Here is a 13,324-nt window from a genome sequence, read left to right as displayed (position 1 = left end):
AGGCTAGTCAAAGTAAAACAACGTCACTAGCTTACGCTGATCTTCAGCATCCTGGCAGGTTTTTAACAGCGTATGGCTGTCATGAAAAGCAAAGCAAATAAGCTGCTGGCAGCGTGACACGATTTCCTGATTACAGACGGCGCTGGCTTCTGCTAGAGATAGCGTGTCATTAGCAGGATTTTCAACCAGGTGCATGACCTGATCAAGCTGATCACGAGATTCACGGGGTTGACGACTCAAGCTCTGAGGTAAAATCACCGTCAGCAAATTGGGGTCGGCCCGCATCGCTCCACGAATTGCAGCGGAATTAGTGCCTGTAGCGCCAGAGGTAAGGAGGCGATTACCCGATAGCACCAAGGCATAACTCATCAACTCAATCAAATGCTGATGAGTAATGGGTACATGACGCGACCCTAGCACCGCAATCCGCTTTGATCCAGCTTGCTGAATCGTTGCCAGCTCTTGCAAGAATTCATCTACGTTGGGCAGATCTACTGATTGGCTCAAAGACGGTATTGGGCTGAACGACCCAGCTATTTTAGCAGGTGTAGCGTGTCATCGAAACTTACCTTTAAGCTGAGAGAAAATTCTCAGCACAATCACAAACTCCACTACATTGAGAATTTGTCTCTCATAAAGGTCATAGTTTCTTCTAAGGCAGTGACCGGAGGACGCTTTACCGAAGTTAAATCAGGTTTACCAGCACAGTGCGCGCAATATTGGGGTTGCCCTGAAGGCAGCGACTCTGCCAAGCTGAGCCGTTCTATCATTTCAGCAGACAAATTTTCCATGGATTGGCTTTCATTTCCACTTAAAAAAACGAGCGTTAGACTTCCTAGCCGAACGCGATCGCCATCTTTGAGCAAAAGGCTCCGTTGCACCTTTTCCCCATTCACATAAGAGCCATTACTGCTATTTAAATCAGTCAAGTAGAAGCCTTGATGGTCAACGTATCGAATCACAGCGTGACAGCGGGACAGTCGCTTATCGGCGATCGGCAAAGTCACCTGACGAGAATCGCGACCAATAATCCAGGTATTTTGAGGCTGAGAGAGCATCTGTGTAGTGCCATCCCGCAAATTAGTTGTTAGATAAATTTGGCGATTTAGCACCACTCCCTGAATGTAGGGAAACATCATTCCTGGTAAAGCACTACCTCTTGAATTCTCCAGGTTAAGAATTTCATCCAATAACCCTCGATGGTGTTCATAGAGCTTTAGAAACAACTGATACAGCCCTAGACGCTGCTTCAATTCTGTATTCTCTACGGTATCTAATAATTCTGATGAGTATTCGGCTAAAAAATTTGCGTTAATCATATCTAGCTTGTGCTGGCTGGGCGTAAAAAGTCTCACTGTCCTCCTTCTAATGGCTGAAGCGGGTGAGGACAGTGACGAGTAAGCTTGACGAGCGTTAAGACCTTGTGGGGATGCCCCTGATCTGACTAATCATTCCATTCGTAGATGCTCAACTAAACTGAGGTTCTGTGAGCACCAAACTTAGACTAAGACCTCTCTCTGCTGGAGATAACCGCAAAATTACGATCAAATACAGAGTTGCAGGCATTTCGGGTAGTGAGATCTACGGAATTTAGACTTTGCGCAAAAAGCTCAATAGCTCTCGGTTCACGGTTTGAGGAGCTTCTTGTTGAATCCAATGACCACAGTGAGGCACTAACTTGATTTGAAGAGGAGCATTGACAAATTGACTGATGCCTTCAGTTAGGGTCTGACTCAGCAAAAAGTCGTCTTCGCCCCATAACACTAAGGTCGGGACGGTAATTGGATCAGGCGATCGCCCCCAATTACGAAACCAAATCTGGGGAGCCAGCCATTGGCGGTAGTGGTTAATCGCTGCAGACAGGACACCTGGTTTTGCTAGAGCTGCCCGATAAATCTCGGTATCTTTAGCAGTGAATGCACCTTTACGGATCGCCTGCTCCTGAAACAGATTTTTGACAAAACTCTGTAAGTTCTGCTGAATCAACCACTCTGGCAATCCAGGAATCTGAAACGCTAAAACGTGCCAACTGCGCCGCAGTTGATCCAGATTGCTGACCATTTCCTGCATGAAGTGCTGCGGGTGAGGTGCATTGAGGATGGCAAGGCGATCAAGGTACTGGGGAAACTTTTGGGCCATGTGCCAGGCGATCGCCCCACCCCAGTCATGTCCCACGACGTGTGCTCGTAAATAGCCCAATCCTTCGATCAAGCCGCGAATATCGGCACTGAGCGTATCCAGGTCGTACCCACTTTGAGGTTTGTCGGAATCGTTGTAACCACGCAAATCGGGCACCACCACCTTAAAATGGCGTGCCAAAGCTGGAATTTGATGTCGCCAAGAGTACCAGAATTCTGGAAAACCATGCAGCAAAATGACTAACTCCCCTTCGCCTTGAGTAACACAATGTAAGCGAATCCGATTTGTCTCAATGAAGTGGTGCTGCCATGCAGAACTAAGTGCGGTCATAGAAGTTGAAGAGAACAGAATATTAGGTCTTTTTCGCTACTGAAGCCTAAATCTCCGGACTACTTGCATGACGCTGGCAGACCAGAGCAAATCTGGAATTCTAGCAAGTTAGCTGCTTTCGGCAGTTGAAAGTTAGCAAAAGCAGATGGTTATGAACAATACGGCTGTCAGTGCTGTCAATATTGTTACATCTCACAGCCTACTTCTGATGATATTCAGAACTAGCTACAGCATTGTCACTAAAAAGCATCGTGGTAAACTCAATCTCAAATCTCAACCAGAACTCGGCTCTGAGCTTAAAATTCTTCTATCCCTTCTTCCATGAGTAATCCGCTTCGGAGACTCAAATTTCTGCCCTGGTTGCCTCTTTTTCAGGTAGCTGCATTGGCTACAGGTTTAGCTTTTGTTGTAGAAATTTTGTTAATTGCAGGAACCCAATTCTCTCCTATCGCTGAGACGTTGGAAATCCTATTTCAGCCGCCGCTCGCTTTATTCGTTTTACTTGCGGCTGCAGTTGGCTTGGGAGCATTGGCTACCCTAATTTTGGAGCGCTTTCACCAAAGAGTTGTAATTAACACGTCTGTGCTTTGGGCACTGATCTTGTGTGTCATGGTAATGCTGATGGCGCGATCGCTTCTACAACTTCCTGTCCTTTTTCTTGCACCAGATTACATGACCTTGATGGGAGTTTTGCTGGGTGTGTTCTGGCAAGGAAAAGCATACTGGCGGTGATACTAGCTACCAGAATCAAGCTCGGCTTCTTCTGGTAAATCTAGATCCAAGATGGCATCTACGGTTGACGGGCTAGTTGCGTCGTCTAGAGTAGTTGTGGCGACCTCAGGATCGGGCTGAGCTGAATCTGGAGTGGAAGTGGGTGCAAACGTCGGGGGAACTTCCTGGGCAAACAGACGGGCGATCGCCTCTTCTTCGGCAATTTCTTGAGGTGGTTGGCTAGCAGCAACTTCGGGTTGAGTTGGAGGCATTTGGACTGGCTGAGGTCTAAGACGATCCGCTTCAATGGCGCGGGCGATTGCCAACAGCCGCCGTTCCTGATCGCTGGAAATGCGGTGCAGATTATTGCCTAACCCTGGAGCATCCCACTTGCTAGTATCTGGATCAAGGAAGGAGCGAGTTCGTGCCCAAAGGACTGCATCTGAGCCGCGCATTCCCATCTCGTGCGCCTGTTCCAGCCAGTCAATATAACCTCCTCTGCTCAGAGCCGCCCTTGGGGCTTGATTTGCGAGATCAATGCCGTTTAGTCTTTCCTCTAAGGTCAATTCGAGATTGCGGGCGATCGCCTTCTGCTGTAGGACCTGGGCTTGTTGTCGCAACCTTGCCAGTTGCTTTGCATCTGCTTCTTCAGGTGAACTCGCTCCGTGCTGGTAGGAAAAACTGCCCAAATTCCAAACGCCATTACCCGGATCAACGTGCCCATAGTAAGCGGGGTTGCGATGTCCATCTGGGTTGCGGGTGCCTTCTGCGCTACCGACTGCCCTGGCAACCAACGAATCAGACCCCCCCTCAAACAATCTGGCTTCTATGTCTTGTTCTTGATTAGGGAGTGTAGGAGTGGAAGAGAGAGCAGAATTAGGGGTGAAATTGCCTGAACTCGCTGCCAATTCTGCTGAAGGAGACGCCTGTGGAGCAGGAGCTACAGCAGGAATGTCGAAGCTCAGATCCGCAGGCTTGATGGGTGATTCAGTTGAAATAGCTTCAATTTGCGGTGGCGCATCTGAAACGGGTTGGGGAGGCGGCGGTAAGGTGTTCGTAGCCTGATCTGAGACTCCAACTGGTATTGCAGTTGCCTGAGCTGGAATTTCTAGCGGTTTTACCTGAGGTGGTGCAGTATCAACAGGAAGCGCTGATGCTACAGCAGGCGCTTGCTCGACCCTTGGCTTAGGTGAGCGAGATCAAAGCTGAGAGCTAAATCATCTGCCCGAGCAGCCACACCGTTGGTTAGCGCAATTCCAACAGAAAAAGGGGCGATCGCCACCCAGCGCAACAAAGACTTACAGAGGGTTTTCATGGTTTTTTCAAGGTTCGCTCCAGGATGTCTACGGCGGGCTCAACGAGTGCCCATCTGCCATCAGGCTGTCTTCTTAGTGCAGCGAACTGAAGATATTCACCCGACCCAATCACTTCTCCCTGGCTGACTTGCCCTAAAGTAGGACGCTTTAGCCCACATAGGCGAAACAGGTAAGCCGGAATCTGAGGTGTAGAAAAAATGACACATCCTTTGACATTGGGTTGAACTCTGCCGTCGAATGGGGCATAGACCGAATCGCCTTTCAGCTCAATTGAGATATCGCCCAATCCGCCCAATACTCGGTGTCCGGCGATCGCATCTCCAGGTGCTAACTCCCAGTCCTGGTAAATCTGAATTGCTCGGACCTCTTCTGTAGGACGGTTGGTACAGCCCGTAACCGATAGCAACAACGCTAGCGCCAAGCCAACTTGTTTAAGTTTGCCGATAAACTTACTGATGGCTAAACTGATACCCCGCATACTCATCGTCCTCGTAGAGAATGACCAGCCAGGTCTGAGGGTCAAATTCAAGAGGATACGCTTCTCGTTCGGCCGCAACGCCAGCCCGAACTTCTAAGCTCGGCAATTGGCAATAAGGCTCTTCTAGAATGTCTCGAACTCTTGCTTTTGGATCTCGCTCTGGCACGATGAGCAGTTGAAGCAGTTGCTCTCTTGATAGCGCAACCTCTGACTTCACGCTGCTCGGGCAGACTTCACCCTTACTGCTACTGGAACTGCCCGAAGGAACCATACCGCGTACATCTATCAGCAGCCCCACAAGCGCAAACATCAGCCCGCCTGCAAGCAATGGTTTTAGAGTAGATCGTTCAGAATCATGGTGCTTCATCTTGTCCCTCAACTTCTAGAAACAAAAAGCAGGACAGCACAATTAAGAGCCACGCGCCTAAGAAGATAGGTATCACAGCAGCCTTCCCCCAATTAGCAAACCAGCCATGACGAGAAATAGACGGTAACCCCAGATCGATCCGGTTTCAGGAGAAACAGCAATTTGGTAGATGGCGATCGCTGCTGGCGTTAGAATTAGAGCCACGATTGGCAGCCACAGCCCTGGAAATGATGCCAGCACTAGATTGATTCCCACTCGCGCGATCGTCGAGCCAATCACCCAGATCACTGCATCTGGCAAGCTAAAGGAAGGTACTGCTACAGGTGCAGCGTGATTTCGGGAAGCTTTGGAGGCTTTACGGCGACGAGCAATCAACTGGCTGGTCAGTTTGGAGAGTCGTTGCCACAGCAGTTTTCCCCAGACTCCAGCCATTTCAAGAAACAATTCAGGTTCGGCAGCGCGACGTCTTGACACACCAACATGCTTTTGAGGTGAAGCAGAACCCGGTCTGCCTGCTCGGTAACGTAGCGATTGAGCCATCAAAGTTGCTTCTCGCTCTGCCTTAAACAAATCGATTGTTCGCGTCGTGATGATGAACGCCCCGTTGGGTTCTCGCTCTACACAGGGCACTACTTCTGTTAAGTATTCACAAACAGGAATTTCAGATGAAAATTCCTCTGCATCTTCTGGAAGGGTCTGGCGATCGCGCTCTAGCCTTTCAGCGATTGCCCTGAGTTCTAGAAGAGCTGCCTCTTGCGCTATAGAGAGTTGATTAACTCGTTCAGCCTGAGCTTCTAAGCGTTTAATTTCTTCAGCGATTTGCTCTGCAGACGTGACACGAGGTGGCTTCAGGTTTAGCTGCTGAATCTGAAGCTGGGAAGCCGGACGTTGCGGCAGTACTTCAATGGGCACAGAAAAGTTGTCAGGTCGACTACTTGCTAGAGTTGCTGAAGCAGAACCATTCCTCTGAGGAACATGAACTTGGGACGGAGGAGAATACTGATAAGCTGGTTTACATCCGCTCTGAAGCGCCTGAAGCTTGGCTTGAATGGCTTTAATTTCTGCTTGCGACTCTTTCATATCAGCTCCTTTGGGGTACCTGACTACTCTGATATTTGCTGATGCCTTAGAATTAGTACAAGTGTACTATAAATAAACTCTTTTGCATCCCCCTAGCAAAATTTGTGGCAGCCGTATTTTGGGGTAGGTTTTCCCTGCTTCAGCCCAACGAAAAAGAAATAGAGGGAGTGACCCACAGGTCACTCCCTCTATTTCTTTTCTATTAAGTTGTAGTTAAACAATCCGTCTGTTAACGGACATCATCATTGTTCAGATATGACCTAGATTCGTAGGGTTTGTCTCCCCCGTTCACATCAGGTGAAGAAATTGGAGCTTTAGGAATCTCGATGACCGGACGGTCTACAGCAATCATCAGCGCAGTGGTAGAAACATCAGGGACATCGGGAAACTCAGCAACCTGTGGTGCAGGAGATTGGTAACCCGGAGAAAACACGTTCGATAGTACACCCACAAATGTTGCGGCGATCGCCACCCCTGCCCAAGCCAGAGCTATTTTGGGTCGGCGGCTCAGCCGAGAAAAGACCTGTTCCGCAGCTTGTTCTGCGGATTGTTCGGGAGCAGGGATGGGAAGAGACTGCATTCCCTGACGCAATCTTAAAAGACGGCTATATAGGCGCTGGACTGTTGGATCATTCTGTAACCAGCCTTCAACCTGGCGACGCTCCGCCGCAGTTACTTCGCCATCCAGATAGGCACTCAGCAGCTCAAAGCGATCACGCTTTAAGTTATCTAATGCACCCAAGGGCTGCTGATTGTCCATTCCATCCACCACATCACGGTGTGACGGTTGATTGGAATCGTTACGAGCACCAAAATTAGAGGTCATTTTCAGATTGGAAAGTCAAGTACCAGGTCATACGTAGCAACGAAATCGAGCAAGTGACTGACGTAGTGGCAAACGATGCTCATCTAGTCAGATCATAGGTTAAGTGGCTTGAAACAAGCACCAACCTGAAGCAAAATCATTAATTCGGCGTAATCGTCTCTAACCTGGTCCATTGCTCATCCACCTCCTCAATTGACCTTGTTATCGACCATCAAGATAATTCTGTAACTGATACTGTAGCCGCTGACGCGCCCTAGCAATCCTAGATTTTACGGTTCCTAAAGAAACGCCTGTAATCTCGGCGATCTCTTCGTAGGCCATCCCTTCAATTTCCCGGAGTACAATTGTGGTCCGAAAGACTTCGGGTAAGTCGGCGATCGCCTCGCGCAACTGGTCATAAAACTCGCGAGTGATTAAATCTTCTGCTGGCCCAGGATCATCCGAGGCAATTTCCCAATCCATCTCACCATCTTCCACAGACCGAGGTGCATCAAGAGACAATGGACTGCTGATGCGCTTACGTTTGCGGAGTTCATCATAAAACAGGTTGGTTGCGATACGACTCAGCCAACCGCGAAATTTAGAGGGTTCTTGCAATCGGCGAATATTTCGATAAACCCGAATCCAGACTTCCTGAGCCAGATCTGCGCGATCTGACCAATCAGGAGCCAGATGGTATAGCACCTTTTCGACGTGGGACTGATAGCGGCGAAGCAGTTCAGCGAAAGCGGCTTTCTCAGGGCGTAACCCAACTTGACATTGCAGGATCAGGTCATAGTTAGAGAGTTTTTCAGCTTGCACTGGAACTTGAGGCATTGCCCCAGCCACTGACCAAGATACGGGAAAAGGATGACTCATCGGCAACGCTTGACTATGAGAGGTTCCGTCTTTTGATGACGCTGGCATGTCTGAGAAGTTCCCACAGATACTGCATAAGGTTTACTAGGCTGCAAATTCGCATCAGGTCTTTTTCAAGTTTGGCTGAGCGGTACAGCTAGGAGTTCACGACTCAGAGTGTCTGAGAACTGAACTGATCAGAAGGTTTGCTCATCCTAAAACTTCCAGAAATTTTAAGCTTTAGTTTTGAGTTTTCCACCTGAAGCAGCTTAACTTTATCGTCTTCAGCCAAATGGCTGAGCCAATCTGTGGGACGGTTTTTGATCTGCACACTGATCAAGCTTTGGCTCTGGCTCTAGTTTTGAGCGATCGCCAATACTCTATAACTAGCTTCAGCACGGTGATTGAGGCGCTGATTCACAAAAGCTTTATTAAGATGGCTGGCACCCTATCGCAACGATGAACCTCTTAATAAGAGGACTCAAAGTGAACTTTGCAAGTTTCCCAAAAAATGCTCAAGTTAAATTTAGTCCAACCCAAACCTCAATCGGGTCAGTTGACTTAACAAGGTGCATTCCGGCTTCTGCAAACCGCTGAAAGGCAGACTCTCCCTGCTCGGTGAAGTCAACCACATCAGGTACCACAACTGGAGACGAACAATCTTCTAGCAGGTATACTTTGCTTGCCAAGGCTGGATCAGTTGCTTGAATTTCAGTTAATAAATCATCGATCGTCCAGGCAACACAGTGGCTTTTGGCTTGACCTGCGATCGCGATCGCATCAAATTTCAGCAGCTTTTGTAGAAATTGAGTGTTTTTCTGGGCGATCGCTCGCTTTTCCTGGTCCTCCAGCACCTCAGGCTGAAGCACCGAATAGTTTTCTGTCAGAGGATTGCTGCCCTTGATTTCCAGGTTGGTTTGGCTTTGACGAGCTAAATTGTGAAAAAAACAAGCTTCCTCAAACGCAGACACCAAAGCGTGCCCCACTCCGCCCAGCATGGAATGGTAAGGCCAAATCGTCAGAGGATATTTACCAACTAAATCAAGCTTGCGAACGTAATGCAACGCATAGTTTTGTAGTGCGGCGTAGTCCATCTGCACCACTCCATGAGCAATCGCTGGATTAACCTGCCAGACTCCCTGCTCCACATCCGCTAGGGAAATCATCGTCATTGCGGGCGGGTGCTCCCCCGCCTGATTCACCCAAAACACCGCATGAAAAATTTGAGTTGCAGTGTGAGTGTCCATCGTCGGTGCAATTTCGCTAATTACCCCCAAATTGCGATAAATGAATTCACATAAGCGCACGTTGTCCTCCACGGCACCCATGCCTGATCTGCCGCCTACAAATAGCTCAAACCCAGGAATACAAAACGTGTTTTGGACATCGATTGCTAGCAGACAAATTTTTGTCTTGTCATCCACAGCAGATTGCAGTTCGTGCTGTCTTGCCCAACTTGCAGCCTCTTTTGCCCGATCCTGATAGGGAACGCGCCACACTTCTCCTACCTTTGCTGAGTCAAAGTGTGTGGGAATCGGAAGTTGGGTTTTAGCACTCATCGTCTTCTCCTGGTTTTAGGATCTTTTGAAGCTACGTAGAATGAAGTTTATGCAAATTAGCAAAGTGGGCGTGGGGAACTACTTCCCCACGCCCGTTCTACTTATATTCGATCTAATCAAATACAAAAAATCTTGGAGACCTTAAGAAATCAGAAAGGGCATCGACGACTGACCGTGTTTCGTCTCGATGCCCTTGCTGGTTCGCTCCTCACACTGACATAACTCTAGCAGACCCCCTCCGATTTGTCATTAGTTTGAAGGAAATTTCACAACGGTGTGACACGCTTCACAACTTCATAGGTGCACAAACATCTAAGCCTTCTTCTAGTAAAGCTTTTAGAACAGCTTGAGTTGCCAGTACGAGTCCTAACCGAGCTTGAGCTAATTCTGGTTCAGCGGTTTTAATCTCTGCAAAGACACGACAGGCGGCGTGGAATTTGATGAAGTTTTGGCTAAGGTTTTCGCCTACCTTCAGGATCGAGCGCTGAGAAGGTGCATCAGAAAGTGTATCTACCGTGGCTACAAGTTGAGAAATGAGCTTGTGTTCAGCGGGGTGTTGGAACCGCAGTAACTGCCTTGAATCGAGCCAGGGAAAAGGTTTCGGTGTTAAAACAGACTCCAACTGAAATTCACTAAAGCTACATTCAGATGAATTTTTTGACAAACTCAGCAGTCCTACTTGTTGAGCCAGATAAATTTGAGAACAACATCGCGCGTGAGCGTACTGCAATTCAAATAACCTGGTAGCATTACGCAAAAGTTGGTTATCATTTTCATGAACATTTTTCTGCCTAAGGCGATCGCCCAGGCGAATAGACCGTTCAGTTAGGATTTGTAGCCAGCTAGCCAGCCCCAAGTCACTGAGTTGCAGATGAATCCATCCTGAGGGGACAACCTTAACAGTGAAGTTGCGCCAAAGCGCATCAGACAAAGGTTGATGGACTATAGCTTTGTCTCCAACAGCTTTTATTGAATTGGTTAAATACGCACTGATTGTCTGAGCATCGATTGTTTGAACAACGTCCACTGATTCACCTGGTAGCCTTGAGAGCTTTAGAGCGATCGCGGATACGTACTCAATCTCAGAAGTGCCTCGATTAATTCGGTTGAGCGGAACAGTTTGAGGCTGCTCTATATCTTTAGATAGATAGCCTTTACAAGATAGATCCGATACCTTGTCTCTGCGTATTATTTCCTTCGACAAACGAATAGCTTCTTGTATTTGCCTGATCAAAATTGGCTTTAGGGCGATATGTGCAATATCGGTCGAGAGCAATTTCACTGCAATCTGTTTGTTACTTACGACACACAGGAGCTTTCCTTGTTTGCCTAATAGCAAAATTTGTCAAAAAAAGCTCACTTTCATAATAAGGAGTAGTTCTGTAGTTCAGTCTGCGTCATGCAATAAGAGGACCTACGTATTTTTCCCTACCTGGATAGGGTGAGATGAAGTTAAGCTTGGCTTACCCTGTTGGCCAATTTCGGTTTGAGGAGTTGAGTCCAGCCCCCTAGCGCACTCAATTCATAAATGATTTCCCAGAGTATTCACTGATTCTTCGAGCTTCCGACTATGTACTCAGTATCCTCACAACAACCCGAGACAGCCCGTCCTTTCCTCACTTGGCAAAGAATTTTGGACTGGGCTCAAGAACATTATCGCTGTCGGACTTTTGCCAAGGATGAGAAGATCCCGGCTCGACCTGGACTCCTTTATTTAGTTCAACGAGGAGCTGTGCGATTAGTGGGCGAAGCTCAGGTGAGCGCAACTGCCAGCAACTCTTCTCGTCTGCCCCGAATTAATTCTGAAGAAGCATTCTTAGGGTTTGTGGGTGCCGGACAGCCTTTTGAGATTGTGGCTCAGTCGCCTTTTACATTGCAGAGTTTTGCCCATGTTGACAACACTGCTGTGATTTGGATGTACTGGCACGACCTGGATAATTGGCCACATTTTCGCCGTGAAGTGCTGGATGCTTTTCGCTATCAGCATCAACGCAAGCTTTTGTGGCTAAGTACGCTGGGGCAGCGTCGCACCATTGACCGCCTGTTAGGGTTTTTGACCCTGCTAATTGAAGAGTTTGGTGAACCTTGCGAGGAGGGATATTGTCTGCCTTGGGCATTGACTCACGCTCAAATTGGTAGCGCCATTGGCTCAACTCGGGTTACAGTAACCCGCTTGATGGGTAAACTCCGACAGCGATCGCTAATTCGTACCTATGGCGACAATTTACTTTGTTTGCCTGCTGAATCTGTTATCCAGCGATAAGCCAAACATTGCTGTAGCCTCGCAGGCTCGGACAAAATAGCTAACGTGAGTTCGGGATAAGAAATCGTCAGAACCCCTGATTTTTCGTACCTCATTTCGTTGCAGTGAATCAAGCTATTGTCAGCAAGGTCCACAGATGCAATTTTTCTCAATAAACAACCTTATTGAGAAGAGCCTACAGCAATACCCTTTGCCTAAAGCCTTTTATACCAAACCTTGCAGCGTTTAGCTTAACCCGAACTCACGTTAGCTAGGAGCGCCTCTGCTGATAGAAGGGGCGCTTTTTTTGCCGTCTTTAACGAATTCGGACAAACCCAGACTCTTCAATTAGTGCCTGCCCTTGATCAGTGAGCAGTAAATTGGCGTAAGCTTCTCCAGCTTGCTGATCAATTTGACCGTTTTGCTTAACCACAACAAACAGTCTGCGGGTAATGGGGTATGCACCAGTTTGAAATGCATTGGAGTTGAGTTGAGTCCGCTCAGCCGAGCCGCCACATTGAGAACCAACAATCAACGGCTCAACGTAGGGTGCAACAAAAGAATCGCCAGAACGGGCACCCAAGGGAAGGGGCTTCACTGTGCATTGACCTACAATCTCCGGAGCCGAGGCATAGTAAATTCCACCTAGATTAGTTGAAACTTCTCGCAGGGCTTGCGTGGTGGTGTCGATAAAGCTGATATTGCTGCCAAAATTTTGTCCACCCAGAATGTTTGCGACAAAAAATTCTACGGTGCCACCATCGTTGACCCGACGGGAGTAGGGGGTGATGGGTAGGTTAGGGCCGCCAACCTGGCTCCAGTTTGTAATTTGCCCGGTATAAATATCTCTCAGTTGATCCAGAGTTAGCCCAGGAAGGTTGAGGTTAGGGTTGACGGCGATCGCCATCCCTTCCAGTGCTACCGGAATTTCTCTCAAGGTAAAGCCGCGCTGTTCTGCTTCTTGATACTCTTGGGGATTGAGAGAACGCGAAGACTGAGCAAACGTAAGCTGATTGTCGAGCAGCATCCGAATGCCGCTAGCAGAGCCAGGTGTTTCTCCTAAAGGAGGGTTGGTGTAGCGCAGTTGATAGCCAGACCAAACACTCTGAATTACCGGATCGATCTGCCCACGAATAGGTGCCCAAGTTGTGCTGCCACCATAGCTAAACAAACCAGAAGGAACGTTGGGCACTCCTGCAAAATTGTCTGCAACAGGGACAGGCGGCGGTGCAGACGACGAACTGGAACCCGATGTGGAAGAACCTGGAGTTCCTCGCCCAAGCAAATCGCCAACCCCAGAACTGGAGCGGGTAAACCACCAAGCGCCAGCGCCAATCAAGCCGATCGTGATCAGCAGAGAGAGGATCAAGGCAGGTGTCTCGTTCTTTTGAGCCATAGTTGCTGAGGTGCGATCGCACACCCTTTATAGTTCTACAGAA

At 48.3% G+C, this 13,324-nt stretch carries 16 protein-coding genes; 3 read left to right on the top strand and 13 right to left on the bottom strand.

What is annotated here, in order from left to right:
• Window positions 1-3: 3 nt before the first annotated feature.
• The 3 genes from H6F88_RS11025 to H6F88_RS11015 form a co-directional block, all read right to left on the bottom strand.
• On the bottom strand, window positions 4-507 hold the full coding sequence (locus H6F88_RS11025; protein ID WP_190642802.1) for a DNA recombination-mediator protein A: 504 nt from the start codon (window positions 505-507) through the stop codon (window positions 4-6).
• A 104-nt stretch (window positions 508-611) separates the two neighbouring features.
• Window positions 612-1,319 carry an FHA domain-containing protein gene (locus H6F88_RS11020; protein ID WP_190642801.1) on the bottom strand — a complete coding sequence of 236 codons (708 nt, stop codon included), beginning with the start codon at window positions 1,317-1,319 and terminating at the stop codon, window positions 612-614.
• A gap of 271 nt (window positions 1,320-1,590) precedes the next feature.
• Window positions 1,591-2,469: an alpha/beta hydrolase gene (locus tag H6F88_RS11015; RefSeq protein ID WP_190642800.1), complete on the bottom strand. Its 879-nt coding sequence runs from the start codon at window positions 2,467-2,469 to the stop codon at window positions 1,591-1,593.
• A gap of 321 nt (window positions 2,470-2,790) precedes the next feature.
• On the opposite strand from H6F88_RS11015, the gene H6F88_RS11010 reads away from it, so the two are divergent.
• The gene (locus H6F88_RS11010) at window positions 2,791-3,201 is read left to right on the top strand and encodes a peptide chain release factor 1 (RefSeq protein ID WP_190642799.1); all 411 of its coding nucleotides are present in this window, start codon (window positions 2,791-2,793) and stop codon (window positions 3,199-3,201) included.
• 2 nt (window positions 3,202-3,203) lie between these two features.
• Here the strand turns inward: H6F88_RS11010 and H6F88_RS11005 are convergent, their stop codons facing one another.
• The 7 genes from H6F88_RS11005 to H6F88_RS10975 form a co-directional block, all read right to left on the bottom strand.
• Window positions 3,204-4,088, bottom strand: coding sequence for a hypothetical protein (locus H6F88_RS11005; protein ID WP_190642798.1), 885 nt, complete (start codon window positions 4,086-4,088; stop codon window positions 3,204-3,206).
• A 248-nt stretch (window positions 4,089-4,336) separates the two neighbouring features.
• Entirely contained in the window at window positions 4,337-4,495 is a 159-nt protein-coding gene (locus H6F88_RS11000) for a hypothetical protein (RefSeq protein ID WP_190642797.1), read from the bottom strand.
• Window positions 4,492-4,974, bottom strand: a complete 483-nt coding sequence (locus tag H6F88_RS10995) for a hypothetical protein (protein WP_190642796.1) — start codon at window positions 4,972-4,974, stop codon at window positions 4,492-4,494. The genes H6F88_RS11000 and H6F88_RS10995 overlap by 4 nt, the downstream gene beginning before the upstream one ends.
• On the bottom strand, window positions 4,946-5,341 hold the full coding sequence (locus H6F88_RS10990; RefSeq protein ID WP_190642795.1) for a hypothetical protein: 396 nt from the start codon (window positions 5,339-5,341) through the stop codon (window positions 4,946-4,948). Before H6F88_RS10990 ends, H6F88_RS10995 begins: the two co-directional genes overlap by 29 nt.
• 72 nt (window positions 5,342-5,413) lie before the next feature.
• The gene (locus tag H6F88_RS10985; RefSeq protein ID WP_190642794.1) at window positions 5,414-6,421 is read right to left on the bottom strand and encodes a hypothetical protein; all 1,008 of its coding nucleotides are present in this window, start codon (window positions 6,419-6,421) and stop codon (window positions 5,414-5,416) included.
• A 229-nt stretch (window positions 6,422-6,650) separates the two neighbouring features.
• Window positions 6,651-7,247 (bottom strand): zf-HC2 domain-containing protein, encoded by a 597-nt coding sequence (locus tag H6F88_RS10980; protein WP_190642793.1) that lies wholly within the window; start codon window positions 7,245-7,247, stop codon window positions 6,651-6,653.
• 201 nt (window positions 7,248-7,448) lie between these two features.
• Window positions 7,449-8,105, bottom strand: coding sequence for a sigma-70 family RNA polymerase sigma factor (locus tag H6F88_RS10975; RefSeq protein WP_190642792.1), 657 nt, complete (start codon window positions 8,103-8,105; stop codon window positions 7,449-7,451).
• Between the two features lie 271 nt (window positions 8,106-8,376).
• Here H6F88_RS10975 and H6F88_RS10970 point away from each other — a divergent pair, with 271 nt between their 5' ends.
• Entirely contained in the window at window positions 8,377-8,547 is a 171-nt protein-coding gene (locus H6F88_RS10970; protein WP_190642791.1) for a hypothetical protein, read from the top strand.
• Window positions 8,548-8,599: 52 nt separating this feature from the next.
• Here the strand turns inward: H6F88_RS10970 and H6F88_RS10965 are convergent, their stop codons facing one another.
• Complete coding sequence (locus tag H6F88_RS10965; RefSeq protein ID WP_190642790.1) at window positions 8,600-9,643, bottom strand: isochorismatase; 1,044 nt, start codon at window positions 9,641-9,643, stop codon at window positions 8,600-8,602.
• 286 nt (window positions 9,644-9,929) lie between these two features.
• Window positions 9,930-10,925: a DALR anticodon-binding domain-containing protein gene (locus H6F88_RS10960; protein ID WP_190642789.1), complete on the bottom strand. Its 996-nt coding sequence runs from the start codon at window positions 10,923-10,925 to the stop codon at window positions 9,930-9,932.
• Window positions 10,926-11,213: 288 nt separating this feature from the next.
• On the opposite strand from H6F88_RS10960, the gene H6F88_RS10955 reads away from it, so the two are divergent.
• On the top strand, window positions 11,214-11,906 hold the full coding sequence (locus H6F88_RS10955) for a Crp/Fnr family transcriptional regulator (protein ID WP_190642788.1): 693 nt from the start codon (window positions 11,214-11,216) through the stop codon (window positions 11,904-11,906).
• Window positions 11,907-12,201: 295 nt separating this feature from the next.
• On the opposite strand, the gene H6F88_RS10950 is transcribed toward H6F88_RS10955, so the two are convergent.
• Complete coding sequence (locus H6F88_RS10950) at window positions 12,202-13,281, bottom strand: substrate-binding domain-containing protein (RefSeq protein ID WP_190642787.1); 1,080 nt, start codon at window positions 13,279-13,281, stop codon at window positions 12,202-12,204.
• Window positions 13,282-13,324 lie beyond the last annotated feature (43 nt).

Origin of the sequence: Oculatella sp. FACHB-28 (assembly GCF_014696015.1) — a bacterium.
Lineage (GTDB): Bacteria > Cyanobacteriota > Cyanobacteriia > Elainellales > Elainellaceae > JAAUTN01.
Note: the sequence above shows the minus strand (reverse complement) of the source record. Positions and strands in the feature narration are given on the sequence as shown.